The sequence below is a fragment of the Rhizobacter sp. Root1221 genome (genome assembly GCF_001425785.1).
Taxonomy (GTDB): domain Bacteria; phylum Pseudomonadota; class Gammaproteobacteria; order Burkholderiales; family Burkholderiaceae_C; genus Rhizobacter.
Genome location: NZ_LMDI01000024.1, coordinates 62561 through 86956 on the forward strand (window position 1 = coordinate 62561; position 24396 = coordinate 86956).

General features: G+C 69.6%; 20 protein-coding genes and 1 riboswitch. Of the genes, 8 read left to right on the forward strand and 12 right to left on the reverse strand.

Annotated elements, in window-relative coordinates; translation table 11 throughout:
* Positions 1-37: 37 nt before the first annotated feature.
* On the reverse strand, positions 38-1225 hold the full coding sequence (locus ASC87_RS18255; RefSeq protein ID WP_056665238.1) for an HD-GYP domain-containing protein: 1188 nt from the start codon (positions 1223-1225) through the stop codon (positions 38-40).
* A 174-nt stretch (positions 1226-1399) separates the two neighbouring features.
* Between ASC87_RS18255 and ASC87_RS18260 the strand changes: the two genes are divergently transcribed.
* Positions 1400-2191, forward strand: coding sequence for a hypothetical protein (locus ASC87_RS18260; RefSeq protein WP_056665240.1), 792 nt, complete (start codon positions 1400-1402; stop codon positions 2189-2191).
* 604 nt (positions 2192-2795) lie between these two features.
* Here the strand turns inward: ASC87_RS18260 and ASC87_RS18265 are convergent.
* The gene (locus ASC87_RS18265; protein WP_056665242.1) at positions 2796-3632 is read right to left on the reverse strand and encodes an alpha/beta hydrolase; all 837 of its coding nucleotides are present in this window, start codon (positions 3630-3632) and stop codon (positions 2796-2798) included.
* 132 nt (positions 3633-3764) lie between these two features.
* Between ASC87_RS18265 and ASC87_RS18270 the strand changes: the two genes are divergently transcribed.
* Positions 3765-4376, forward strand: coding sequence for a chalcone isomerase family protein (locus ASC87_RS18270; protein WP_056665244.1), 612 nt, complete (start codon positions 3765-3767; stop codon positions 4374-4376).
* A 3-nt stretch (positions 4377-4379) separates the two neighbouring features.
* On the opposite strand, the gene metW is transcribed toward ASC87_RS18270, so the two are convergent.
* Together metW and ASC87_RS18280 are read right to left on the reverse strand one after the other, a co-directional pair.
* The gene (gene metW, locus ASC87_RS18275; RefSeq protein WP_056665246.1) at positions 4380-4964 is read right to left on the reverse strand and encodes a methionine biosynthesis protein MetW; all 585 of its coding nucleotides are present in this window, start codon (positions 4962-4964) and stop codon (positions 4380-4382) included.
* Positions 4961-6094: a homoserine O-acetyltransferase gene (locus ASC87_RS18280; RefSeq protein ID WP_056665248.1), complete on the reverse strand. Its 1134-nt coding sequence runs from the start codon at positions 6092-6094 to the stop codon at positions 4961-4963. The genes metW and ASC87_RS18280 overlap by 4 nt, the downstream gene beginning before the upstream one ends.
* 45 nt (positions 6095-6139) lie before the next feature.
* Positions 6140-6212, reverse strand: a riboswitch (SAM riboswitch).
* 50 nt (positions 6213-6262) lie between these two features.
* On the opposite strand from ASC87_RS18280, the gene ASC87_RS18285 reads away from it, so the two are divergent.
* Genes ASC87_RS18285 through ASC87_RS18295 form a run of 3 tightly spaced genes read left to right on the forward strand, consistent with a single transcriptional unit; the run spans position 6263 to position 9281 of the window.
* Positions 6263-7210 carry an HlyD family secretion protein gene (locus ASC87_RS18285; protein ID WP_056665250.1) on the forward strand — a complete coding sequence of 316 codons (948 nt, stop codon included), beginning with the start codon at positions 6263-6265 and terminating at the stop codon, positions 7208-7210.
* A complete protein-coding gene (locus ASC87_RS18290; RefSeq protein ID WP_056665253.1) occupies positions 7207-8148 on the forward strand; it encodes an ABC transporter ATP-binding protein in 942 nt (313 codons plus the stop codon). The genes ASC87_RS18285 and ASC87_RS18290 overlap by 4 nt, the downstream gene beginning before the upstream one ends.
* Positions 8145-9281 (forward strand): ABC transporter permease, encoded by a 1137-nt coding sequence (locus tag ASC87_RS18295; protein ID WP_056665255.1) that lies wholly within the window; start codon positions 8145-8147, stop codon positions 9279-9281. The genes ASC87_RS18290 and ASC87_RS18295 overlap by 4 nt, the downstream gene beginning before the upstream one ends.
* A 1-nt stretch (position 9282) precedes the next feature.
* Here the strand turns inward: ASC87_RS18295 and ASC87_RS18300 are convergent, their stop codons facing one another.
* Positions 9283-12504, reverse strand: a complete 3222-nt coding sequence (locus tag ASC87_RS18300; protein ID WP_082568726.1) for a glycoside hydrolase family 3 N-terminal domain-containing protein — start codon at positions 12502-12504, stop codon at positions 9283-9285.
* Between the two features lie 292 nt (positions 12505-12796).
* Between ASC87_RS18300 and ASC87_RS18305 the strand changes: the two genes are divergently transcribed.
* Positions 12797-13141, forward strand: coding sequence for a PRC-barrel domain-containing protein (locus tag ASC87_RS18305; protein WP_056665256.1), 345 nt, complete (start codon positions 12797-12799; stop codon positions 13139-13141).
* A gap of 39 nt (positions 13142-13180) precedes the next feature.
* Here the strand turns inward: ASC87_RS18305 and ASC87_RS18310 are convergent, their stop codons facing one another.
* The 4 genes from ASC87_RS18310 to ASC87_RS18325 all read right to left on the reverse strand — a co-directional run bounded on the left by ASC87_RS18310 (position 13181) and on the right by ASC87_RS18325 (position 21584).
* Entirely contained in the window at positions 13181-16075 is a 2895-nt protein-coding gene (locus tag ASC87_RS18310) for a glycoside hydrolase family 9 protein (protein WP_082568727.1), read from the reverse strand.
* A 23-nt stretch (positions 16076-16098) separates the two neighbouring features.
* Positions 16099-16671 carry a LemA family protein gene (locus ASC87_RS18315; RefSeq protein ID WP_056665261.1) on the reverse strand — a complete coding sequence of 191 codons (573 nt, stop codon included), beginning with the start codon at positions 16669-16671 and terminating at the stop codon, positions 16099-16101.
* Between the two features lie 69 nt (positions 16672-16740).
* Entirely contained in the window at positions 16741-19800 is a 3060-nt protein-coding gene (locus ASC87_RS18320) for a glycoside hydrolase family 48 protein (protein ID WP_056665263.1), read from the reverse strand.
* 578 nt (positions 19801-20378) lie between these two features.
* Entirely contained in the window at positions 20379-21584 is a 1206-nt protein-coding gene (locus ASC87_RS18325) for a multidrug effflux MFS transporter (RefSeq protein ID WP_056665265.1), read from the reverse strand.
* A gap of 110 nt (positions 21585-21694) precedes the next feature.
* On the opposite strand from ASC87_RS18325, the gene ASC87_RS18330 reads away from it, so the two are divergent.
* Together ASC87_RS18330 and ASC87_RS18335 are read left to right on the forward strand one after the other, a co-directional pair.
* Positions 21695-22348 (forward strand): hypothetical protein, encoded by a 654-nt coding sequence (locus ASC87_RS18330; protein ID WP_056665268.1) that lies wholly within the window; start codon positions 21695-21697, stop codon positions 22346-22348.
* Positions 22349-22402: 54 nt separating this feature from the next.
* Complete coding sequence (locus ASC87_RS18335; RefSeq protein ID WP_056665270.1) at positions 22403-22819, forward strand: RidA family protein; 417 nt, start codon at positions 22403-22405, stop codon at positions 22817-22819.
* Here the strand turns inward: ASC87_RS18335 and ASC87_RS18340 are convergent.
* From ASC87_RS18340 to ASC87_RS18350, 3 genes are read right to left on the reverse strand one after another with little or no spacing between them, the layout of a single operon-like run.
* A complete protein-coding gene (locus tag ASC87_RS18340) occupies positions 22797-23192 on the reverse strand; it encodes a YkvA family protein (protein WP_056665271.1) in 396 nt (131 codons plus the stop codon). The two genes, ASC87_RS18335 and ASC87_RS18340, sit on opposite strands and share 23 nt — an antisense overlap.
* A 10-nt stretch (positions 23193-23202) precedes the next feature.
* Complete coding sequence (locus ASC87_RS18345; RefSeq protein ID WP_235582203.1) at positions 23203-23598, reverse strand: DUF3037 domain-containing protein; 396 nt, start codon at positions 23596-23598, stop codon at positions 23203-23205.
* Complete coding sequence (locus ASC87_RS18350) at positions 23573-24352, reverse strand: HipA family kinase (RefSeq protein ID WP_056665337.1); 780 nt, start codon at positions 24350-24352, stop codon at positions 23573-23575. Before ASC87_RS18350 ends, ASC87_RS18345 begins: the two co-directional genes overlap by 26 nt.
* Between the last annotated feature and the right edge of the window lie 44 nt (positions 24353-24396).

A 24396-nucleotide genomic window follows, 5' to 3' on the forward strand; every position in this document is an offset into this window, starting at 1 on the left:
CCTCCCGCGTGGACTTTGGACGGTGTGCGGGCAGCCGTCACATCATCGCGAGGAGATCGGCCACGTTGACCGAGCTGCGCACGTCGGTCGGCTTGACGGTGCCGGTGATGCGATGGGCCGCCTCCGAGGTGTCGCGCAGCTTCGGGATCTTCAGCTCCGCCCCGGCGGCCACGAGGCTCACGGCCTGCGGCTGGCTCGCATGCACGCCGCGGCGCAGCACCATTGCCAGCTCGCCGCTGGCCAGGCTTACGCAGGTGCCGGGCGGGTAGATGCCCAGCACCTTGATGATGGCCGACCCCACTTCGTCGGGCTCGCCATTGGCGCCGAGACAGGCGGCGCGGGCGGCCAGCGTGGCCGGCATGCCGGGGCGGCTGAGCCGCGGGCTGATCTTCGCGAAGAAAACGTCGAGTCGCCGCAGCACGCGGGCCAGGCGGTCGGGCGCGCCCAGGAAGGCGAGCGGCTGGTCACCCGCGCCGTCCCGATGGTGGCGGGCCACCACCTCGATGCACAGCGGGTCGGTGACCCCGGCGGCCTTCAGCTGCTGCGCACTCAACTCGGGGTGCCGGTCGATGCGGATGCGCTGGTCGAGCGACGGCGTGCGCTCGCGCAGCGCCAGCTCGTCCTGCATGGCCGTCATGCTCCAGTTCATGGTCAGCGCGGCCAGCACCAGCGAGCGGATCTCCGCCGCCGTGAGGCCCAGCTGCCTGGCACATAGCGACGAGGCCATCGCACACAGCAGGGCGTGGCGGCTGCTGTAGTGCTCGTAACGGCGCACCGCCCGCTGCAGCATCAGGAACAGCAGCGCGTCCGCGTGTTCGTCCATCAGGTCACGCAGGCGGCCTTCGACGGCCAGCACCCGCGGCAACCATTTGTCATCCGGTGCGGTGTCGAGCAACAGCACGTTGAGCTGGTTCTGCACCAGGCCCAGCTCGGCGATCAGTTCGAGGCGTGGCGGTGCGGCTTCGTCTACCACCACGGGCCTCGTTCCACCGAAGGCATCGTCGAACGCGTCGGCCAGCTCGCGCTCGCGCCGATGGGTCTCGCGCCATTCGGCGCTCTGGTCCTCGTCGGCCATCAGGTCGTGGGCCGTGAGGCGGTCGAGTTGGGTGCCGTCCTGGATGACCGCGTCGCGCGGCATCATCAGTCGGCCTGCGCCGTCGAACAGGTCGAAGGGCAACGAGGCCCCGACCTGCAGGTGCTCGGCCGCAAAGGGAATCAGCTTCATGAACGTCGTGCAATGGAAAAAAGGGCCCACAGGCCGGTGGGGCCCCTTCGCATTAGACCGCAGAGTTCAAGTGCGCTGGATGGGGTGGACCCCGGGGCCGCGAACCGGCACGTCCGACGCCGGTGCACTTTCAACCTGTCACCAGGGTGCCACGGGGCATGGAAGAATGACCCCATGACGATCGACCTGTTGCGGCGCGTTCAAGCCTGGACCGAAGGCGAGTTGTCGCCCGGCGCGACGGACGTCCTGCTCCCGGACTTCCTGGCCACACCCATCTGGTTCCCGGGTGCCCGCCAGCCGGCGGCCACCGCCACCGGCCACGCCGTGCAGCGCCTGCACCTGTTCCCCGGTGAACCGGGAGAACTCCCCACCCTGGCCGTGTGGCTCACCGACCCGGCCACCCAGGTGCCGCCGGTCACCGCCCCCACGCTGCACCAGACAGCGGCGGCGCTGCTGTCGTTCGCGATGAACCAGCGGTTCAACGCCGTGCTCGACCGGGACGGCGAACGCTGCCTGCTCACGTGCGACGACCTCCTGAGCCTGCGGGCCCTGATGGTGCTGCGCCGCCTCGCCGAGGGCCACGTGGTCGAGCCCACGCCGGTGCCCGACCTGTCACGCCTGGTGCCGGCCCTGCTGGGCCACTGTGCCGCCGAACCGTCGGTGCGGCGGGCCTGGCTGGCGGCCATCCAGTCGGCGGCCAGCAACCAGGCCACCGTCATGCTCGACGCCCCGCGGGCCGAGTGGCACCAGGCCGCCGTGGCCCGGGCGCTTGAACCGCTGCTGCCGCCGGGGGTGTCGCTCACCGTGCTGGACGTGCGTGGCGACGCCAACGCCGACGTGCGCCGCGCCATCGCCGCGTTCGAGCCGGTGCATGACACTTCTTCGAAGGCGGGGTGGATGGAGCGGGTGAAGCAGCGGTTCGTGACGCCTGAGGTGCCGGTGATTCGGGTGGATCTGAGGCGCTGAGGCTGTTGCCCCCTTGTGCCCCGGGGCTCCGGTGGAAAATCCCCGTCACTCCGTCACCCGTCACCGCCCCTCGTCACCCCGTCGAACGACGGGGCCCACTCTTCGCTGCGAGCTGCGTTTTCTCGCTGCGCGAGGCCGCGCCGGGTCTCGGCCCGGCAGCCGAGTCCCTTCTTTTTCTGGTGAAAAAGAAGGAACCAAGAAAACACCTCAACACCAGCTTCCCAGACCTTTGCCCAGGCGCTTCGGCTGAGCGGGACTCGCTCGGTGTACGCCGAGGACTCGATGATGCCAGGACGTCTCTCCACGCCCTGACTCCCGGGGTCTGCCTTCCCAGGCACCGCACCACCCGTGCCACTCGCGTCACCCTGGACGGGTCTCCGGCTTGATCATCGGGACGCCCAGGCGCTGCGCACGGAGGCGATGGAACGCGACATCAACCAGTGGCCNGCCAGGACGTCTCTCCACGCCCTGACTCCCGGGGTCTGCCTTCCCAGGCACCGCACCACCCGTGCCACTCGCGTCACCCTGGACGGGTCTCCGGCTTGGTCATCGATACAGCCGGGCACTGCGCAGGCTTGGCCTCGTCGTTCGACGGGACGGCGCCTCAGCGGCTCGCCAGCCAATCGCCCATCACCTGCAGCACCTGTTGCTGTTCCGGCTCGTTGAAGATCTCGTGGTACAGCGCGGGGAACTCCTGCGACGTGACGAGGTGCGACGGCGCCGACGACGCGAACGCCCGGCTGCCGCGGGGGGCCACGCAGCGGTCGGCGCCGGCGTACACCAGCAGCGTGGGGAGGTTCCAGGCGGAGGCCTGGGTGCGGGCGAACTCGCCGCCATTCAGGATGAACGACACGAGCTTCGGCGTGATGCGGTCGTGCACGAGCGGGTCGGCCACGTAGGCGGCCACGACTTTCGGGTCGCGCGACACCCACTCGGGCTTGAGGCCGTTGCCCACCGCGAGGTTGGGCACGAGCCAGCGCATGAGGCGCAACTGGAAACGCTGGCCGATGGTCAGGTCGGCGTCGAGGGCGGGCGATGACAGCACCATCGCGTCGACCGCGTGGAACCAGCGCTCCGGATCGTCCAGGGTGCCTTCCGCCCCATACCGCGCCACGACCAGGCCGCCCATGCTGTGGCCGAACAGCACGATGGGACCCGAGTGCGCAGAACGGGCGGCAGACACCACGCGGGAAAGGTCGTCGAGCAGCGCATCGGGGTCGTTCAACGCACCGCGCGGCCCTTCGCTGCGGCCGTGTCCGCGGTGGTCGTAGGCCACGGCGTGCCAACCCCAGCCATTGAGCGCCTGCACCACATGCGCGTACCGGCCACAGTGTTCGCCCAGGCCGTGCACGAGCACGACGGTGCCGCGCCCCTCACCCGCCGCGGGGCTGTGGTGGACGTGGAGCTTCAGGCCATCGGCCGTCTCGAGGGTGTTCAGCATGGTGGACGAAGTGTAGACAGTGAATATGCCCGTGTCCGCAGGGCTTTTCCGGTTGCGATCCGCACAAACCCTGGCCGACACTTCTGCTCACGGTACGATCGCCGCAGACCACAACAGTTCCCGGAGGAGGCCATGCCCTCGACATCCCCAGCCCGCCTGCCCCGCCAGCTCGCCCGCCACGCCGCCGCCGCGATGGCGCTGGCCGCCGGCCTCTGGGTGGCCGCGGCCCATGCCTCGCCCACCACCACGAAGTTCGAACCCACGGCCGAGGTGCTGGGAACCAAGCTGCAGATGAATGGCGCCGGCACCCGCCGCCGCGGCATCTTCAACGGCTACGACATGGCGCTGTACACCACGCGCAAGGTCACCACGGCCGAGGAACTGCTCGTGCTGCCGGGCCCGAAGAAGCTCCAATTCGTGGCGCTGCGCGACCTGCCGGGCACCGAACTGGGCCGCCTGTTCATCAAGGGCATGGGTGAAAACTCGCCGAAGGAACTGACCCAGAAGCACAGCCTCTCCAGCCTGCGCCTGATCGAGATCTTCTCGGGCCGGCCCAAGGTGGCGCCCGGCGAGTCGTTCGCCATGGAGTTCATCCCCGGCAAGGGCACGCTGTTCTACATCCTCGGCAAGCCGCAGGGGGAACCGGTGGGTGACGCCGAGTTCTTCCAGATGGTGCTGAAGATCTGGGTGGGCCAGGCGCCCGCCGATTCGCTGCTGAAGGAGTCGCTGCTCGGCCGCGAGTGACGTTCAGCCGCGATCGAACTTGAACACCGCCACGCTGGCGCGCAGGTTGGGAAACCGGCGCACGGTGCGGCCGTCCTGGATGCCGAACGACTCGCGCACGTTGAGCCCGTTCTTGCGGGCCAGCACCTCGAAATCGGCGAACGTGCCCACGCGGATGTTCGGGGTGTCGTACCACTGGTAGGGCAACACGCGGGTCACCGGCATGCGGCCGGCGGCGATCTGCAGCCGGTTGGGCCAGTGTGCGAAGTTGGGGAAACTGACGATGCCCACGCGGCCCACCCGCGCCGTTTCACGCAACATGCGCTCGGTGTGGCGCAAGTGCTGCAGGGTGTCGAGCTGCAGCACCACGTCGAAGCTCTGATCGTCGAAGATGGCCAGGCCGTCTTCCAGGTTCAGCTGGATGACGTCCACGCCACGCTGCGTGCAGGCCAGCACGTTGCTGTCGTCGATCTCGATGCCGTAGCCGCTGCACTGGCGGTGGTCGCGCAGGTGCGCCAGCAGTTCGCCGTTGCCACACCCGAGGTCGAGCACGCGCGAGCCCGGAGGCACCAGCTCGGCGATCAATTCCATGTCCTTGCGGTCGCTCATGCGCGGACCTCGTCGGCGATGTTGGCGAAACGCTGGCGCAGCACACCGTGGTAGCGGCTGTCGTCGAGCAGGAAGGCGTCGTGGCCGTGAGGGGCGTCGATCTCGGCGTAGCTGACGGACAAGCGGTTGTCGAGCAGCGCCTTGACGATCTCGCGCGAGCGGGCCGGCGAGAAGCGCCAGTCGGTGCTGAAGCTCACCAGCTGGAACTTGCAGCGCGCGTGGGCGAACGCGGCCGTCAGGCTGCCGGCGTGCTCGCGCGCCGGGTCGAAGTAGTCGAGGGCGCGTGTGATGAGCAGGTAGGTGTTCGCGTCGAAGTACTCGCTGAACTTGTCGCCCTGGTAGCGCAGGTAACTCTCGATCTCGAACTCGATGTCCTGCGTGCTGTAGCCGAGTGCAGCGCCCTTCATGGTGCGGCCGAACTTGGCCTCCATCGAGTCATCGCTCAGGTACGTGATGTGCCCGATCATGCGGGCCACCCGCAAGCCCCGCTTGGGCACCGTGCCGTAGGCGTAGAAGTGGCCGCCGTGGAACTCGGGGTCGGTGACGATGGCGCGGCGGGCCACCTCGTTGAACGCGATGTTCTGGGCCGACAGGTTGGGCGCGGTGGCCACCGCGATGCAGTGACGCAACCGGTCCGGGTACCGCAGCGACCAGCTCAGCGCCTGCATGCCGCCGAGGCTGCCGCCGAGCACCGCGGCCAGCTGCCGGATGCCCAGGCGATCGAACAGGCGGGCCTGCGCATCCACCCAGTCTTCCACCGTGATCACGGGGAAGTGAGCGCCGTAAGGTTGGTCGGTGGCCGGGTCGATCTGCATGGGCCCGGTGGAGCCGAAACACGAGCCGGGGTTGTTGATCCCGATCACGAAGAAGCGGTTGGTGTCGAGCGGTTTGCCCGGGCCCACCAGGTTGTCCCACCAGCCTTCGCTCTTCGGCTGGCCTTCGTAGGTGCCGGCCACGTGGTGCGACGCATTCAGCGCGTGGCACACGAGCACGGCGTTGTCGCACGCGGCGTTCAGCGTGCCGTAGGTTTCGTAGACGAGGGTGTAGTCGCGCAAGACGGCGCCGCTCTTGAGCGGCAGCGGCTCGGCAAAGTGCATCGATTGCGGTTGGACGTGGCCGACAGATCCCATGGATCACCCAGTTGAGACAATCCGGCGCCGCCAAAAGCGGGACACCGGATCGGGGCCACGTCTTTAGCGGAATTTTTAAAGCGCCCGCAAGCCGGAACAAATCAGCGCTGTGTGTCCAGTATACCGATGGACACTTGCCCCGCCCACCCGCGTGCCCAACAATGCAGCATGCCCCGCGCCCTGCTCCTGCTGGCCTGCGCGCTGGCCGCCTGTTCGCCGCGGCCCGACCCGGCATGGTCGGGGTATGCCGAGGGCGAGTACGTGTACGTCGCGGCCACGGCCGGCGGCACGTTGCAGGCCCTCACCACCCGGCGGGGCGACACGGTCGATGCCGGCACCCCGCTCTTTGCGCTGGAAGACACGGCCGAACGGGCCGCCCGCGACGAAGCCGCCGCACGCGCCGACACGGCCCGCGCCCAGGCCCGCAACACCACGCTCGGCCGGCGGTTCGAAGACACCAGCGCGCTGCGCGCGCAACTCGCCCAGGCCCGGGCCCAGGCCACGCTCGCCACGCGCGAGCTGGCCCGCCAGCAGGCGCTGGTGGAAAAGGGGTTCATCTCGCAATCGCGGCTGGACGACGCCCGCACCGCGGTCGAACAAGGCCGCCAGAAGGTGGCCGAACTCACGGCCACGCTGAAGGTGGCGCAGACCCCCGCCCGCGACGACGAGCGCGCCGCCGCGGCCGCCACGGCCCGCGCGGCCGAGGCGTCGCTCGCGCAGGCGCAGTGGCGCGAAGGCCAGCGGCGAGTGGTGGCCCCGGTGAAGGCGCGTGTCGCTGACACGTTCTTCCGCGTGGGCGAGTGGGTGCAACCCGGCCAGCCCGTGGTGTCGTTGCTGCCCCCCGCCAACATCAAGGCACGGTTCTACGTGCCCGAAGGGGAACTCGCGTCGCTGGCCGTGGGGGATGCGGTGACACTGCATTGCGACGGCTGCGCCACGCCCATTGCCGCCCGGGTCGACCGCATCGCCACGGAGGCCGAGTACACCCCGCCGGTCATCTATTCCAACGCCCAGCGCTCGCGCCTCGTGTTCCTCGTCGAAGCCCGCCCCGACGACCCCGTGCGCGCCGGACTGAAACCCGGGCAGCCGCTCGACGTTCGCCGCACCACGCCATGACCGGCCTGGCCATCGACGTGCGCGGCCTCACGAAGCGCTACGGCCCGCGCACGGTGGTCGACCACGTGGACCTGCAGGTGCGCACCGGCCGCATCTGCGGCTTCCTCGGCCCGAACGGCAGCGGCAAGACCACCACGATCCGCATGCTGTGCGGGCTGCTGACCCCCGACGCGGGCGAAGGCACCTGCCTCGGGCTCGACCTGGTGCGGCAGGCGCACGACATCCGCCGGCAGGTGGGCTACATGACGCAGAAGTTCGGCCTCTACGACGACCTGTCGATCCGCCAGAACCTCGATTTCGTGGGCAGGCTCTTCGAGCTGCCACGGCGGCGCGAGGCGGTGGATGCGGCGCTCGAACGCCTGGGCCTCGCGGCCCGGCGCGACCAGCTCGCCGGGTCGCTGTCGGGCGGATGGAAGCAGCGCCTCGCGCTGGCCGCGTGCCTGCTCCACGAACCGCGCCTGCTGCTGCTCGACGAACCCACGGCCGGGGTCGACCCGAAGGCCCGGCGCGACTTCTGGGACGAGATCCACCGGCTCGCGGCCGATGGCATCACGGTGCTGGTGTCCACGCACTACATGGACGAGGCCGAACGCTGCCACGAGCTCGCCTACATCGCGTACGGCAAGGCGCTCGCCCGAGGCACCGCCGACGAGATCGTCCGCGACGCGAAGCTGTCGGTGTGGTCCGTGGCAGGCGACGGCGCCGCGGCCCTGGTCGAACCGCTGAAGGTGGCGGAGGGGGTGCTGAGCGTGGCCGCGTTCGGCAACACGATCCACGTGGCCGGGCAGGACGACGCGGCGCTGTCCGCGGCCATTGCACCGTACCGGTCACAGGGCGGCCTGTCGTGGTCGCGCGCGGAGGCGAACCTCGAGGACGTGTTCATCAGCCTGATCGCCCGCGCCGACGACAACTTCGGCCCGAAGGCGGCCACGCCATGAGCCGCCGCTTCTCCGCCGCCCGCACGCTGGCCATCTTCATCAAGGAGTTCCAGCAGATGTTGCGCGACCGGCTCACGTTCGCGATGGCCATCGGCGTGCCGATCCTGCAACTCGTGCTGTTCGGCTACGCGATCAACACCGATCCGAAAGGGCTGCCCACGGCCCTCGTGTCGTATGACAGCGGGCCCATGGCCCGCACGCTGACGGCGGCGCTGCAGAACACCGGCTACTTCCGCATCGTGGTGCAGAGCCCCAGTGAACACGCGGCCGAGGCCTTGCTGGAGACGGGCGAGGCGCAGTTCATGGTGGTGATCCCGCCCGACTTCTCGCGGCGGCTCGTGCGCGGCGAACGGCCCGCGCTGCTGGTGGCGGTGGATGCCACCGACCCATCGGCGTCGGGCAACGCCATGGCCGCGCTCGCGCAGCTCGGCGGCCAGGCGCTGCGGCACGACCTCACCGGCCCGCTGCAGCCGCTGCAATCCGGCATGCCGCCGTACGAGGTGCGCGTGCACCGCCGCTACAACCCCGAGGGCCTGTCGCGCTACAACATCGTGCCCGGGCTGATCGGCACCATCCTGACGATGACCATGGTGATGCTGACGAGCCTTGCGATGACCCGCGAGCGCGAACGCGGCACGATGGAAAACCTGCTCGCCACGCCGGTTCGGCCCATGGAGGTGATGGTGGGCAAGATCCTGCCGTACGTGGTGATCGGCTACCTGCAGCTCGGCGTGATCCTGGCCGCAGCGTTCCTGCTGTTCGACGTGCCGATGGCCGGCAGTGTCCCGCTGCTGATGGCGATGATCGGGGTGTTCATGCTCGCGAACCTCGGCGTGGGGTTCACATTCTCGACGCTGGCCGCGAACCAGCTGCAGGCCATGCAGATGACGTTCTTCTTTTTCCTGCCGTCGATGCTGCTGTCGGGCTTCATGTTCCCGTTCCGCGGCATGCCCGTGTGGGCCCAGTGGCTCGGCGAGGTGCTGCCACTCACGCATTTCCTGCGCATCGTGCGCGGCATCATGCTCAAGGGAAACGACATGGGCCAGGTCCTTCCGGAACTCTGGCCCATGCTGGCGTTTCTCGCGGTGGCCGGCACCGTCGCGTTGCGGCGCTACCGGCAGACGCTCGATTGACCTACTGCGCCAGCGTCACGTTCGTCACCTCGAACTGCACCCCCTGCTGGTCGTCCCACACCGGGAAGATGCCGAACGGCACCACCACGTTCTCGAGCGTGAAACACGGCGCGTTTTCGGTGGACACCACGTCGGCCAGGTTCAGCACGATGTGGTGCACCTGGCCGTCGGCCGGCGGCTTCACTGCGTCGGGGAGGATGTAGTCGACGTTGCGGCAGCCGTCGCCCGGGCTCTCCACCTTGATGGCCAGGCCCTTCGTGTTGGCGCCGTAGCTGATCACCTTCAGGTCGAACGCCAGCTTGCCTGACGCGAAGTTCGCCAGGTTCAGTGCGGAGCCCTTCAGCGTGAAGGTGCCGTTGCCACCGTCGGCGAGGAAGTTGACGTTGTACCCGCCGGTCACCGCCGTGGCCACCACGTGGGTGCCGTTCGAGATGTACATGTCGGTCTTCAGGTCGCCGTAGGCGCCGGCCGCGTCGAGCAGCGTCACCGACGGACCCGGCAGCGGTTCCACGGCCGCAGGCGGCGGCGGGGCCACGTCGGCACACGCCAGCGTGTCGGCGTCCGCGGCCTGGCCCACCGCCCAGCGCACCCGCGCCACGGTGGCCGAGAACGCCGAGGCGGTCTTCAGCAGGAACGGCGTGTCGATGGTGGTGAAGTCGGCGCCCGCGGCCATGAAACAGGCCAGCGGGATCTTCACCGTCTTTTTCGTGTCGAGCGGCAGGCTGCGCAGCAGCGCGGTCACGTCGGCCTCGCCGCGGCACGGGTACACGCAGTCCACCCGCACCACGGTCGTGCCCACCGGCGCCTGGTGCACCGCGATGTCGAAGGCAAGCACGGCCTTGGCATCGGGGTGCACGTAGCTCTCCAGGTCAGCCGGGCCGGCCGGGTTGCTGCCCGTGCCCACTTGCGCCTTGAACTCGGCGTCACCACCCGCCCACACCAGCTTCTTGGCGTCCTGCTGCACGTTGAGTTGCGACGTCTCGGCGCTCAGGAAACCGTCACTCGTCACGATCCTGGCGTTCAGGTCGTCGCCGAGCTGCACGTGCCAGTTCGGGCCGGAGCCGATCTCGAGCTTGAACTGCGGGTGTTGGCCCGGGTTGAAGATCTCGATCGGTTCGGTGGCTGCCGGGCCTGTGTTGGCGGTCTGGCCGCAGCCGAGGGCCGGCGAGGTCTCGTCGAGGGTGTTGCCCACGGCAGCGCCGGCGGCAGCGTACGACTTGCCCGCACCGAACGCAAACAGCGGCGCGTAGCCGGTGTCACCGCGGTTGACGGTGGTCTGGCAGCCGGTCTTCGGCCACGAGAACGACAGCTTGCCCTGGAAGTCGACGTTCACGGCGCCGTCGGCCTTGCGGAACAGCACGTCGGCCACCCCCTTGCCTTCGGTGCCGGGGAGGAACGCGGCCACGAACGCATCGCTGCGGTTGAGTTCCTTGTTGACCCACAGCGGACGGCCCGACAGCAGCACGGTCACGACCGGCACGCCCTTGCCCGCCACGAGGTCGAGCACGGCCAGGTCGCCGGGGAACCGCTTGGCGTGTTCCAGCGTGCCGGCGCGGCCGATGTCACCGGCGCCTTCCGCGTACGGGGTCTCGCCGATCACGGCGATCACGGCCTTGAATTGCGTCACGTCGATGCCGGCGCCATCGGCCGAGAACGTCACGTTGTCGCTGCCCGCGGCCTCGCGGATGCCGGCGAGGATCGTGTCGGCCACGGGGAAGTCGGCGTTGACGTTGGTGGTGCCCTGCCACGTGAGCGACCAGCCACCGGTCTGGTTGCCCAGGTTGTCGGCGTTGCGGCCCACGACGAGCACTTTCTCGCCGCGCGCGAGAGGCAGCACGCCCGTGTCGTTCTTCAGCAGCACGAGCGACTTGCGCACGGCCTCGCGGGCCAGGTCGCGGTGCACGAGGGCGGCGAGGTCGCCTACCCCCGGCCGGGCCGACGGTTTCACCGCCACGGTCTGGCCGTTCTCGATCTTCATCAGGCCCGAACGCAACTTCACGCGGAGGATGCGGGTCACGGCGTCGTCGATGCGGGCCATCGGGATGTCACCCGCCTGCACCGCGGCGATCGTGTCGGCGATGAACTGCTTCCAGTCGTTGGGCACCATCACGAGGTCGATGCCGGCGTTGATGGCCGGCGGACACGACGTCTTCGTGCAGGTCTTCGTGGCGCCGCCCGCGTCGGTGTACTGCACCTGCGCGATGCCGTCCCAGTCGGACACGATCAGGCCGTCGAAGCCCATCTTGCCCTTCAACACGTCGGTCATCAGGTACTTGTTGCCGTGCATCTTGACGTTGTTGAAGTCCAGCGCCGTGCCGTCCGGGGCCGTGCCCTTGAACGTCCAGCTGTTGAACGACGCCATCACGGTCTGCGCACCGGCGGCCAGCGCGGGGTAGTAGCCCGCGCCATGGATCGCGATCATCTCGTCGATGCTCGCCTTCGTCTCGCCCTGGTCCTTGCCCTGGTCGGTGCCGCCGTCGCCCATGAAGTGCTTGGCGGTGGCCACCACGGTGGGCCGGCCGGACGTGGCGAACGTGCCCTGCAGGCCCGTGGTGTAGCGCCCACCGTAGGCGGCGACGATCGACGGCTCCTCGGAGAAGCCTTCGTACGTGCGGCCCCAGCGGTCGTCACGCACGACGGCCAGCGTGGGCGCGAACGTCCAGTCGATGCCGGTGGCGTGCACCTGCGCGGCCACGGCCTTGCCGATGCGTTCGATCAACTCGGGGTCGTTGGCGGCACCGAGGCCGATGTTGTGCGGGAACAGCGTGGCGCCGTACACGTTGCCATGGCCGTGCACCGCGTCCGTGCCCCAGATCACCGGGATCTTGACGGCCAGGTCGGTGTCCATCGACGCCTGCCAGTAGGCGTCGGCCAGCGTGATCCAGTCGGCCACCGCTGCGCGCTTGTTGTTGCCGGGCCAGGCGCCGCCGCCGTTGAGCACCGAGCCGATGTAGTACTGCGTGACCTCCGCGGGCGTGATGCTGCGGATGTCGGGCTGGGTCATCTGCCCCACCTTCTGCGCGAGGGTCAGGCCGGCCACGAGGGCCTTGACCTGCGCTTCCTGCCCGGCGTCCTGCGCGATGGCGCTCGCCACCTTGGGCCAATCGGCACGGGCGGGGCCCGGGGTGGCAACGTCGTCGCCACCGCCTCCGCAGGCCGCCACACCAACGCCCAGGGCGAACAGTCCCGCGGCCATGCGCGGGATCCGATGCTTTGTTTTCACGGTCGACTCCTTGAGGGAAAAAGGAACGGCGACGCGCGCTCGAGCAACTGCCTCCGCGCCGCAGAAGTGCCATACAGGTCACGTTGGAACCGGTTTCAACGAGCCGCGACTCTACGCCTGACCGTGATTTCTTAACTTGGGATTAACACTGATGAACGCCGCATTACAGCGCCGCCGATCGTCCTACGCCGAGGACCGGGCCATTCCGATGGCACACATGGCGCCGAGGTCCGATAACTGAAAAACGACGGACCGGCATGTCGCCGGCCCGCATTCCGTGAAGGAGACTTCCATGACCGGCAATCCCTGCATCTCTTCGAACAAGGTCGAAGGCACGCCCGTCTACAACCCGGACGGCGACAAGCTCGGCTCGATCGACGACCTCGTGATCGACAAGCAGTCGGGCCACGTCCGCTACGCTGCGTTGGAGTTCGGCGGCTTCCTCGGCATGGGCACCGACCGGTACCCGCTGCCGTGGGACATGCTCACGTACGACACCCGGCTCGACGGCTACGTGGTGCCGCTCGACAAGGCGCGGCTCGAACAGGCGCCGCACTATGAGAGCGAAGACACCCCCGAGTACACGGACGACTACGGCCGCAAGGTGTACGACTACTACGGCGTGCCCTGGCACTGATCGGCACCCTCCCCGCCGCGATGCGGCGGGGAGGGCCGTTCATTTCGCCGTCACCACCGTGACGGCACACGCCTGGCCGGCCACCACGGCGTTGGTGGGCAGCGGACGGGCGCCGCTGTAGGCGATCTGCATCCCGAGGTCTGTGGACCCGTTCGGCGCGATCGTGGCGTTCCACCCAGCCGGCCGCACCGTCACGACCCGGCCCGACGCGGTGACCGTGCTGCTCCAGCTGTTCTGCAGCGTGAAGTCGTTCGACGCGGTCCACGTGATCTGCCAATCCGAGAGCGGCTGCGTGCCGGTGTTCGCCAGGCGCACCGCCAGCACCTGGCCCGCGCCCCAGTCGTTGGTGGCGTCGATGGTCAGTGCGCAGGCCGTGGGGGTCACCGCTTGCGGCGTGGCCGACACGGGCAACGACACCGCGCTGCCGATGCTGTTGCGCGCGGTGACCTGGTACCAGTACGTGGTGCCGTTCACGAGGCCCGTGTCGGTGAACCCCGTGGTGGTCAAACCGGGGGCAGCCGTGGCGTACGGCCCGTTGCTGGTGGCCGCGCGCGCCACGTCGTACGCCGTCGCATTGGCCGCGGCCGGCCAGCTCAGCGTGACCGCCGCGTTGCCCCCCGTGGCCACGGGCACCGGCGTGGCCGGCAGGGCCGCGCCGGTCTTGGCCGACACCGCGCTGCTCGCGGCGCCCTCCCCGCCAGCGTTCGTGGCCACGACGACGTAGTGGTACGTCGTGTTGGCCGCGAGGCCCGTGTCGGTGTACGTGTTCGACGACGGGTTCGCCACCGCGGTGAAGCTGCCGGCCGCGCCCGTGGCGGAGCGCTTGACCACGTACCCCGTGGCGTTGGCCACCGCGGTCCACGACAGGCTCACGCTCGACGTGCCGCCGGTGGCGGTGAGGCCCTGCGGTGCGGCGGGCGGTTCCACCGGCGTGCCGCCGCAGGCCGCGGGTTCGTTGCCGAACACTTTCTGGCCGTTGCTGTAGACCGGGATCGCCAGCGTCTTGACCGTGCCCGACGCCGACAGGCCCGCGTACGACGGGTCGTTCGCGGGGGACCAGTACGCGGTGCCCGACGGCGCCGAGAACCGGAACTGGATCTCCTTGTGGTGGGCCGACTGGCCGCCGGGGTAGATGTCGGTGCCGGTGAAATCGGCGATCGCGTAGTAGATGTTCGTGGTGCCGCAGCGGAACGGCCCGGTGGCCTGGCCGCCCTGGCTGAAGTTCGTGCTCAACGTGATGGCCGACGCGGGCTGGCCCGCGGCGATCACCTCGGTCAGGTCCACGTAGTAGCGGAACGACAGCTTGTCGCCATGGCGCGCGGGCCAGCCCGAGCGGTTGTTCAGCCACGCCTTGATTTCGGTGTAGTTCGGTCCCGCGCTGTTGACCCCGGCCTCGACGAAGATCTCGTCCTCGGTGGGCACCTCCTTCACCGGGAACCCGTCGAGTGGCACACCGCCCGGGTACAGCTCGTTCATCTTCGCGAGCACACCGGTGATCGAGGCGTTGTAGTCGGTGGCCACCTCGTTGGTCGTGAAATTGCCGATGTCATCCTCGTACGCGTCGTTCGAGCCCGGCCCACCCACCAGCGCGCCGAACAGCGTGTGGCGGTGTTCCACCGGCGTGGCCTGGCTGTCGAGCCACGAGCCGTGTGACGTGCGGTGGTGCGGGTGTTTCGGCGGGTTCGTGCCAAAGCCGATCAGGTAGCTGCTGTTGCGCGGGTTGTCGCCGAGCGCGTAGTGCAACTGGCGCGTGGCGAAGTCGCGGTAGCGCTGCTGTTTCGCGGGGTCGGTGACGATGTCGGCGTACACGAGCGCGAGGAAGGATTCGTTCATGGCGTAACGCAAGGCGCCCCACTGCTGCAGCCACGCGAGGCCGCCCGGTGTGTAGGTCACCCGTTCGCCATTGGTGGTGCCGGTGGTCCAGTAGTCGAGGTTGCGCTCGATGGCCTGCACGTACTGCGCCTTGCCGGTGGCCTCCGCCAGCATCACGTAGACGCCGTAGTGCTTGCTGTCCCAGTCGTGCGTCCACTTGTACGGCAGCAGGCCCGTCTGGCCTTCCGCGCCGAAGCCGCTGGTGGTGTTGACGAAGGATTCGGCCTTCTGCAGGTAGGCCGCGTCGCCGGTGGCCCGGTGCAGCCAAGCGGCACCCCAGGCCAGCTCGTCGACGTAGCCGGACCACGAGTTGTAGTACGCCGCCGCGTCGGTCACGCAGTCGGAGTACTTGCCGCGCACGGTGTCGGCAAACGTGTACAGCTGCTTCGCATGGGCCAGCAGCGTGGCCGCGTAGGCGGGGTCGGTGGGTTTGAACACCATCGACGCCGCGGCCATCGCGGCCGCCGTTTCAGCCGCCACCTCGGAGCCGCCGCAGGTGGCGCTGATCTTGTAGCTGGGGGCGGCCAGCGGGTACACCTCGACGGGGCCCCACCAGCTGTGATCGGTGCCGCCGTTGCCCACCTGCACGTACAGCTCGTTCGGTGCGGTGTGCGCCCGCAGGAAGTAGTCGTTGACGAACCGCAGGTTGTTCAACAGCGCGGCGTGCTGGCCCGCGGCCTTGTAGCCGGCCTCGAACTTCAGCGCGCCCCACGCCAGCTGGGTGGCGGTGAACGCCATCGGGAAGCCGAACTTCACGTGGTCACCCGCGTCGTACCAGCCGCCGGTGAGGTCGTGGCCCACGTCGGCGCCGTCGGTGAGCCGCGAGTCGCCGCGCCAGCTGACACGGTTCCAGCTGGGCAACGGCCCCGACTGCTGCGCCTCGTAGAAGAAGATCGACTTCTGCAACGCTTCCGCGTAGTTGTACTTGGGTGCCAACACGGCGGCGAGGGCCACGCGGGCGGGTGCCGCGGCGGTGTCGGCCGGTGGCGAGTCGCCCCCGCCGCACGCGGTGACCAACGCCACCACGCAGGCGGCCCACCATGAGGTTCGAATCGGTTTCATCGACAGCTCCTTGAAGCATCCGTTCAGAGCTGGGACGGCACGGGACCGAAACCCAGCAGGCGCGCCGTGACGGCGCTCGGGAACGCGGCGGCGGTCGCGTTGTATGCGGCCGCCGCACGCTGGTAACGCGCGCGGGCCGCGGCCAACCGCTCCTCCGCCTGCGTCAACGATTGGCGCAGCGCGCCCACCGCGGCGTCGTCCCGCAGCCCGGGCACGGCCTGCGCGGCCACGACCAGCCGGAACAATGCCCCGGTGAGTTCACCTTGCGCTTGTCTGAACGCATCGACGGCACGCGGGTCGCCGATCAGTTCGGGTACCGCGGCCAGCGTGTCGGCGCGGGCCAGGGCCCCGCGCGCGTCCTCGACGACCTGCGGGTCGACCCCGGGCGAGGCACGCGCCGCGGCGATCGCACCGCCCGCAGGCCCGGACCGGGCGCGGTACAACTGGGCGATCTCGCCCCATGCGGCGGCACTTTCGGTGCGTTGCTGGCCAAGGTCGCGGTAGCCGCAACCGGGGGTGGCCAGCGCCGCGGCCAGCATCGCCGCGAGGGCGATGTAGCGCGCGGGCCGGGCCGTTCTTGTGGTGATGAGGCTCATGCCATGTCTCCTTCCATTCCCGCTCCATCGCGGGCGGCCCGGGCCAGGGAGCCCGGACCGCCCGCCATGTCACTTGACGACCACCGTGCAGTTGAGGCCTTCCCACGTGAGGTTCACGGGGAGCGGTTTCGCGCCGCTGTAGCCGAGCTGCATGCCGAAGTCGATGCTGCTGTTGGGCGGCACCGTGGCATTCCACGCGGCCGGCGTGGCGACGAAGTTCCGGCCGGTGGCGGCCACCGTCGCGCCCCACGAGTTCGACATCGTCACGTCGTTCGACGCGGTCCACGTGAGGCGCCAGCCGTTGATGGCGGTCGCGCTCGTGTTCTGCAACACGATCCGCGGCACCTGGCCCGCGCCCCAGTCGTTGGTGGTGTCGAAGTCCACCGTGCAGCCCGTGGTGACCACGTCGTTGTCCTGCTCGGTGGCCGCCACGGTGACGGCGGTGGCCGTCGCGGCCGACACCGTGAACGTCGCCGCGCCGTTGGTGCTGTCGGCGTCCTCGGCCGCGCCCACCGTCACCGCCTGCGTGGTGTTCCAGTTCGCTGGCGTGAAGGTCAGCGTCGCACCGGCACTGACGGCCAGGTCGGTGTCACCCGACGTGCGGGCCACCGTGACCGTGACGTTCGCCGTGGGCGCCGCACCCAGCCTCACCTGGAAGCTGCGTGTACCGCCCTCGGGCACCGCGAGCGGCGAGCCGGTGACCACGAGCGTGACGGGCACGACCACGTCGTTGTCGACCTCGGTGGCCGTCACGTTCGCGGTGACAAGCCCCGTGCCCGTCAACGCGAACGCGGCGCTGCCATTGACCTGGTCGGCGTCCTCGGCTGCCGCGAAGGTCAGCGCCTGCGGCACGTTGTGGTTGGATGGCGTGAACGTCAGCGTGGTGGCCCCTGCGGTCAGGCTCGTGTCGGCCCCCGCGGCCCGGGCGACGGTGACCGCGACGTTGGCCGTGGGGGCGCTCGACAGCGTCACCTGCACGCTGGCCGAACCGCCTTCCGGCACGCTGACCGCCGGCGCGCTCACCACGATGGCCGGCGTCACCGGGCCCGTGTCGCCGAGCAGGTTCGCGTAGTCGTTGAGGGCCATCGCGACGTCGGCCTGCGCCCAGAAGCGGTGGTACACCCAGTCCGGCGACGCCCCACCCACCAGGTAGGCTTGCAGCTTCGGCCACTGCGGGTCTTGCTGGTACTTGGGCCGCTGGCTCAGGAAGGTGGTGTTGGCGTCGATGGTGGCACCTTGTGCGTTGACGCCCGTCCAGCCCGGTGGCACGTACACGCCGGAGCCGGTGGCCGGATCGAAGGCGTCGTCGAACCGCAGGTAGTCGGCGCGCTTCTCGGCGATGGCCACCCCCTTCGGGGTCTGGAAGTTCGCCCACAGGCGATCGAGCAGCTCCTTCGCCAACGTCTTCGCGGCCGCGTTGTTCGACTTCGCGGCGTAGTGGATCAGCGTGCGGGCGAACGCGGCGGTGGTGCCCACGTCGGTCGTCGAGTCCACCACGGTGACGTGCAGGCCCGTGTTGGCGCCGGGTGACGCGGCGTTCCACGTGTCGGGCTGGCCGCTCCACTTCAGCGTGCTCGGGATCGCATACGTGCCGTCGGCCTTCAGCGTGGTGTTGGCCGAGGCCCATGCCACCCACTTGTCGAGCACCGCCTTGGCCCGGGCGTCCCCGCTCGCGTAGTAGTACTCGGCCACACGGTGCATCGACCACACCTGCATGCCGAACCACTCGGCCGACCCAGGGTCGTGGTAGACCGGGTTGGTCTCGAAGAACATGCCGTAGAACGTGGACGTGCCGGCCGGCGGTGTGCCGTAGCTCCCGCCCCAGCTGTTCGTGGCACCGCCGGCAATGGCGCCTTCGCTCGATTGCAGCCAGCGGTAGAACTCCAGCTGGCGCGTGAGGCTCTTGTCCCAGTCGCCGGCGGCGGTAGGCGAGCCCGGCTTGAACTCGGCCTGGGTGGACAAGGTCCACGCCGCCATCGGGTTCTGGTAGCCGAAGTGGTTGTGGCTGGAACCGATGCGCCAGGCCCAGCCCGCGCTCGCGTCGGTGGCCCCACCCCACGCGTAGTACCAGCTCATCAGGTAGTGCTGGTTGTCGCGGTAGCCGTTCGCATCCGGCGTGCCCGATCCGCCGGGACACGCGGAGAGGCCCACGCAATTGCCCACCTTCTTGAAGTACTTGTCGAACATGGCGTACCGCAGGTAGTCGCCCATCTTCGCGGCCTTGGTCACGAGGCCCGCGACCTCTGCGCCCTTGCCCTGCGCCTTGGCCCACACGGAGGCCCAGTAGATCGCCTGCACGGCGCGGGCATCGGCATCGGGCGCGTTCGTGTAGCGCCACTGGCGGGCATAGCTGCCGTCGTTGATGAACAGGCTCAGGAACCCCTGCGTGCCACCGGTGCGGCCCCACTTGAAGGTTTCGCACGACGGGTGCGGCACCGTCTCCCACACCGATTCCTGCGGGCCACGCTGGAAGGTGTTGATGTACGCGGGCCGCGTGGTGCCGTCACCGCACTTGCCGTAGCCGTACCAGTTGTCCACGTCGATCAGCCAGTGCATGCCGTAGATGTCGCGGGTGCCGTAGGCCGCGAACAGTTCGCCGGCGATCGGGTCCTGCCCCACGGGCACGCCGCTGTCGATGCGTTGCGGGTAGTTCTGCGGCAGCGGCGCCTCGCCGGCGTAGGTGGCGGGTTTGGCGGCGTTGTAGAAGCTGTTGGTCGTCTGGTCGGTGGTGCCCGGGATGATGTACTTCTCCATGTTGGCCCACGCGGCGTTGAGCGGCGCCCAATCCCCGGTGACCCGCCCGTACTGCGCTTCGAGCCAGATCCAGAAGCTGTACGCCTCCGACGTGGTCTCGTGCCCGTAGTCAGGCGCCTCGACCATCAGCGTCTCGACGGAGTGATACGGCACCCCTTCGGCGCTGAAGTAGCCGTTGGCCGGGTCCTTGATCTTGTTGTACTGGGTGAGGAACCGCTGCGTGTAGACCGCATCGGCCGCCGCCGCCGGGGCGCCGGTCAAGGCCACCGCGGCGCCGATGGCCGACAGCGCCAGCAGCCGGCGCACGGTGCGGGCCGCCCATCGGCGGGCGCGGCGCGGCAGACGCCGCAGGGAGGGGGTCGGGAAGGATGTCATGTCGATGTCTCCTCGGTAGGGTCGCGGAAGAAGCGCTCACCGGGTCCGGCAACGCTTCAGGCGCCGTCGGCCGCACCTCGCGGGGATCGAGCCCCGCGGGGATGCGGCAACGGCAGTGGGGCGTGGTCCCGGAGTCGGGCGGTGGAAGCCCGTCGAGTCCACGAGGCGTGCGGATCGGGTCGGTGAAGCCGGCCGCGGTCCGCGCGGCATCAGGGCGGGCCCGGTGGGCCCGCGGTGCGATCAGCCGGGCGGCTGCGCCGACGTGGCCGGCTCGAAACTGAAAACGTTTTCACAACAGGGCAAGACACGATGCCGAGGACTTGCGGTGCGCCGCCCTTCGGCATTCATGGCCGCAGGCAGCGGGTGGGCGATTCGGCGAACGGAAACCGGGGTCGTTCTCATGTCGCGTCTCCTGGTGTGTCGGTGACACCGCTTTGCTTTTGAAAGCGTTTTCAGCGACGCCAGTGTCGTTGTCCGGCGCCGATGCCGGCACTGTCAGACCTTACATCCGGGCAAACACCGCCCCGCTTCGGCGTGTATTGACTGGCAGGCGTTCCCGGCCAGGCGCCCGTGGATGATCAGCCACTGACCTGCGGCACCGGGCTGCGAAAGCCCGCGAGGGTCAGCTGCGTGAAGCCCATCGCGACCATCGCGCAGAACGTGATGCCCGCCACCATCGGGAACGCGGTGCCGTCGAGGAACAGGCCGGTGAAGCCCATCACGATGGCGCCCGTCACGAGTTGCAGCGTGCCCATCAGCGCCGACGCCACACCGGCGATTTCGCCGTGGTCCTCGAGCGCCAGCACCGACGTGGCGGGGATCACGAGGCCGAGGAAGCCGAACCCGGCGAAGAGCAGCGCGGCGAGCACGTCGAGGCGATCCACGCCCGCGGTGAACACCACGAGCAGCAACACCATCGTGGCCGTGAACCCCACCACCGCGCCCCGCACGGTGCGGTGCAGGCCGAACCGCTGCGCGAACCAGCCGGTGAGCTGCGACGCCCCGATGAACGACACCGCGTTGATCGAGAAGGCGACGCTGTACTGGCGCGGCGACAGCCCGTAGTGGTTGATCATCACGAACGACGAGTTCGCGAGGAACACGAAGAAGCTCGCCATGCCGAAGGCCCCGATGAACGTGAGGCCGAGGAAGTGGCGGTCGCGCATCAGGCGGCCGTAGGCGCTCACCGAACCGCGCCACGTGCTGGCCGCGCGGTCGGCAGCCGGGCGGGTTTCATCGAGCACGAACACCAGCAGCGCGAGCCCGGCAACCCCCGCGCCGGTGACCAACCAGAAGATGCCGCGCCAGCCGGCCGCGTCCACCACCAAGCTGCCCACCAGCGGGGCGAGGATGGGCGACACGCTGAACACGAGCATCAGCAGTGACATCAGGCGTGCCGCATCGTTGCCGGTGTGCACGTCGCGCACCACGGCACGCGGGATGGTCATGGCGGCGCCGGCACCGAGACCCTGCACGAAACGAAACACCACGAGCGTGTGGATGTTGGGCGCCAGCGCACAGCCGACGCTGGCGAGCGTGAACAGCACGAGCCCGAAAAGAAGCGGGGCCTTGCGGCCGAACAGGTCGGAGGCGGGGCCGTACGCCAGCTGGCTCACCGACACGGCAGCAAAAAACGCGGTGAGGCTCAGCTGCACGGCGCCGACGTCGGCGCCGAGGCTGTTGCCGATGGCGGGCAGCGCCGGCAGGTACATGTCGATGGCGAACGGACCGATGGCCGACAGCAGGCCGAGCACCAGCGCCAGGCGCAGGAAGGGAGAGATCATGGGGGTGGCATTCAGGACGGGCGGCCAGCATCATGCCGGAGCGGCGCGCGGCCTGCGCGCCCGGGGCTGTTTGCCCGACCGTGACCCCGATTGCATCGACAGGACCCCCCATGACACGCCGTTGCCTCGCCATCGCCTTGCTCGCCAGCGTGCCCGCCATGCCGGCGGCCGCCATCGCCGTCCACGGCGCCTTCACCGGGGTGGCCCATGTGTCGCCCCAGGCCATGGGGCGCAGCGCCGGCGGTGATGTGCCGGTGACAGGCACCTTCGCGCTGGAGATCCCCACCGCGCCCTGGGGCGAGGGGTCGGGCGTGGCGCCCCCGTCCGCCCGCATCGTGTTCGACCTCGGCGGCGAGCGGTTCTCGTTCCTGGCCGGCCCCGACCAGGTGGATGCGCCCGGTGTCGTGTCCATCGCCGACGACCCGCTGCAATCGGTGTCGTTCCTCACGAGCTACCAGCCCCGCTTCGATGGGGCCATCCTGACCTTCGGTTCCCTCGACCACCGGCTGTTCGACCCGTCGGACTTCAGCACCCTCGCGATCGACGGTCGCACGGTGTCGTGGATGAGCGCGTCGTTTGCCTCGTCGCCTGCGGCGCTGGCCGCATCGATCGACGTGCTGTCATTCCAGTTCGGGGCCGTGGCGCCCCCGGTGGACGAACCGGCGTCATGGGCGCTGATGCTGGCCGGCATGGCCGCGCTGGCGGTGCGGCGCACCCGCTCGACGGCCCCGGTGGCCGTGGGGGAATCTGCGCGAACCGGTTGACCTCAACCGGGCTTGAGGTCGCACAGTGGGCTCGTCTCCACTGCCAACCACCCCATGTCTCACCTCACCTTCATCAACCCGCCCGGCCTCTACAACCCCACCGCCAACGGCTACTCGCACGTGGCCGTGGTGCAAGGTTCCCCACGGTGGGTGTTCATCGCGGGCCAGGGCGGCGAACTCGCCGACGGGTCGCTGCCCGCCGAGTTCGCCGACCAGGTGGACCAGGCGCTCGACAACCTCGTCACGGCCCTGGCCGCGGCGGGTGCCACGTTGCACGACGTGATCAAGTTCACCGTGCTCGTGGTGGACCACACCGAAGACCGGCTCGCGGTGCTGAGCCGCGCCCTGCGCGAGCGGTTCGAAGGCCGGCCGGCGCCCGCGTGCACGCTGATCCCTGTGCCGCGGCTGGCGCTTGACGGCATGGCCATCGAGATCGAGGCCACGGCCGTCAGCCGAACCACGGCCGGATGACCCACCACAGGCCCACGCCTGCGGCCAACCACAGCGCCACGACCAGCACCATGCCCACGCGGCTCGTGGGCCGGGCCCCGCGCGCGGCCATCCAGGCCGCCGCACGGGCGCGGCAATCCACGCGCACGGACTCGGGCAACCAGCGGATGGCCAGCCAGATCAGGGCCGGCAGCAGGATCACGTCGTCGAGGTACCCGAGCACCGGGATGAAATCCGGGATCAGGTCGATGGGGCTCAAGGCGTAGGCCACCACCAGCACCGCGAGGGCCTTGGTGTACCAGGGGGTGTCCGGGTGGCGGGCGGCGAACCACAACGTCACCGCGTCGGCCTTGAGCGCCTTCGCCCAGCGTCTCAGTCGCGCCGCGATGGCCATGGCGAGGCGCTCACCCGGCCACGCGCACCATGCGGTCGAACAGCTTGTCGAGCGCCAGGGCCAGGTCAGGGCACCGGCCCGTGTGCACCGGCGACACCTGCAGGCTGCTGCTGCGCGGGGCCACGAGCCAGTCGAACCGCTCGCGCGGCGACAGGTGCCGCAACGGGCCCGCGCCATCGCCCCCTGCGCAGATGGCAGGGATGCTCTCGAGGGCGGCGCGGATGTCGTGCGGATCGACGCCGGGCGCCAGCGCGGCAAACCGCGCGGCGTCGAACTCGACGCGGGCCTGCAGGTAACCCGCCGTCTTGCACGACACGATCACACCGGCGTTGATGAACTCGCCGCGCTCGACCCGTGGCACGACCCGCACGATGGCGTAGTCATACGTGTGCAGCGGCGTGGGCACGGAGGGCCTCCTCGGCAAAGGCGCGCGGCGCGGCAAGCCGGCGCTGGAAATACTGGACGAAGGCCCGGCGGTGGGCCGCCGGATCGGGGAACGGCGAATCGTGGTGCAACCAGGTGTCGGGGATGGTGTCGACGATGGCCTCCAGCGTGGCCGTGGTGAGCAGCGCCGGCGCCTGGGCGTCCACGTCGGACAGGCGCGCGGCAAAGGGCAGCAGCACGTGGTCCTTGATGAGGGCGAAGGGTTTCGCGGCCATCTGAAGCGGGTCGCCCCACTGGTGCTGGAAGTACAGCGACGCGCCGTGGTCGATCAGCCACAGCCGGCGGTGCCACATCAGCAGGTTGGCGTTGCGCGGCGTGCGGTCGAGGTTGGTCACGAACCCGTCGAACCAGACGATGCGCGAGGCCAGGTCGGCATCGGGCCGGTCGGACAGCGGGTCGAACGTGACCGAGCCGGGCAGGTAGTCGAGCGCCAGGTTCAGTCCGCCGCTCGCGCGGATGAGTTCCTGGATCTCGGGGTCGGGTTCGGTGCGGGCCAGTTCGGCATCGAGTTCCATGAACACGATCTCGGGCACCGGCAGGCCCAGCGCCCGGCCGATCTCGCCGGCCAGCAGCTCGGCGATCAACGCCTTGGGGCCCTGCCCCGCGCCGCGGAACTTGAGCACATAGAGGCCATCGTCGTCGGCTTCGACGATGGCGGGCAACGAACCGCCCTCGCGCAGCGGCGTGACGTAGCGGGTGGCGTGGAGGGTGCGCATCGAGCCGTCATTCTCGCCGATGTCCTCGCGGCGGCGCGGGACAA

Excerpts from the sequence above, each read along its gene's own strand:
- ASC87_RS18335 (WP_056665270.1), top strand. The coding sequence starts at position 22,403 with ATGTCTCACCTCACCTTCATCAACCCGCCCGGCCTCTACAACCCCACC.
- ASC87_RS18305 (WP_056665256.1), top strand. The coding sequence starts at position 12,797 with ATGACCGGCAATCCCTGCATCTCTTCGAACAAGGTCGAAGGCACGCCC.
- ASC87_RS18270 (WP_056665244.1), top strand. The coding sequence starts at position 3,765 with ATGCCCTCGACATCCCCAGCCCGCCTGCCCCGCCAGCTCGCCCGCCAC.
- ASC87_RS18340 (WP_056665271.1), bottom strand. The coding sequence starts at position 23,192 with ATGGCCATCGCGGCGCGACTGAGACGCTGGGCGAAGGCGCTCAAGGCC.
- ASC87_RS18255 (WP_056665238.1), bottom strand. The coding sequence starts at position 1,225 with ATGAAGCTGATTCCCTTTGCGGCCGAGCACCTGCAGGTCGGGGCCTCG.
- metW (WP_056665246.1), bottom strand. The coding sequence starts at position 4,964 with ATGAGCGACCGCAAGGACATGGAATTGATCGCCGAGCTGGTGCCTCCG.
- ASC87_RS18310 (WP_082568727.1), bottom strand. The coding sequence starts at position 16,075 with ATGAAACCGATTCGAACCTCATGGTGGGCCGCCTGCGTGGTGGCGTTG.
- ASC87_RS18260 (WP_056665240.1), top strand. The coding sequence starts at position 1,400 with ATGACGATCGACCTGTTGCGGCGCGTTCAAGCCTGGACCGAAGGCGAG.
- ASC87_RS18325 (WP_056665265.1), bottom strand. The coding sequence starts at position 21,584 with ATGATCTCTCCCTTCCTGCGCCTGGCGCTGGTGCTCGGCCTGCTGTCG.
- ASC87_RS18315 (WP_056665261.1), bottom strand. The coding sequence starts at position 16,671 with ATGAGCCTCATCACCACAAGAACGGCCCGGCCCGCGCGCTACATCGCC.
- ASC87_RS18280 (WP_056665248.1), bottom strand. The coding sequence starts at position 6,094 with ATGGGATCTGTCGGCCACGTCCAACCGCAATCGATGCACTTTGCCGAG.
- ASC87_RS18320 (WP_056665263.1), bottom strand. The coding sequence starts at position 19,800 with ATGACATCCTTCCCGACCCCCTCCCTGCGGCGTCTGCCGCGCCGCGCC.
- ASC87_RS18285 (WP_056665250.1), top strand. The coding sequence starts at position 6,263 with ATGCCCCGCGCCCTGCTCCTGCTGGCCTGCGCGCTGGCCGCCTGTTCG.
- ASC87_RS18295 (WP_056665255.1), top strand. The coding sequence starts at position 8,145 with ATGAGCCGCCGCTTCTCCGCCGCCCGCACGCTGGCCATCTTCATCAAG.
- ASC87_RS18330 (WP_056665268.1), top strand. The coding sequence starts at position 21,695 with ATGACACGCCGTTGCCTCGCCATCGCCTTGCTCGCCAGCGTGCCCGCC.
- ASC87_RS18265 (WP_056665242.1), bottom strand. The coding sequence starts at position 3,632 with ATGCTGAACACCCTCGAGACGGCCGATGGCCTGAAGCTCCACGTCCAC.
- ASC87_RS18350 (WP_056665337.1), bottom strand. The coding sequence starts at position 24,352 with ATGCGCACCCTCCACGCCACCCGCTACGTCACGCCGCTGCGCGAGGGC.
- ASC87_RS18290 (WP_056665253.1), top strand. The coding sequence starts at position 7,207 with ATGACCGGCCTGGCCATCGACGTGCGCGGCCTCACGAAGCGCTACGGC.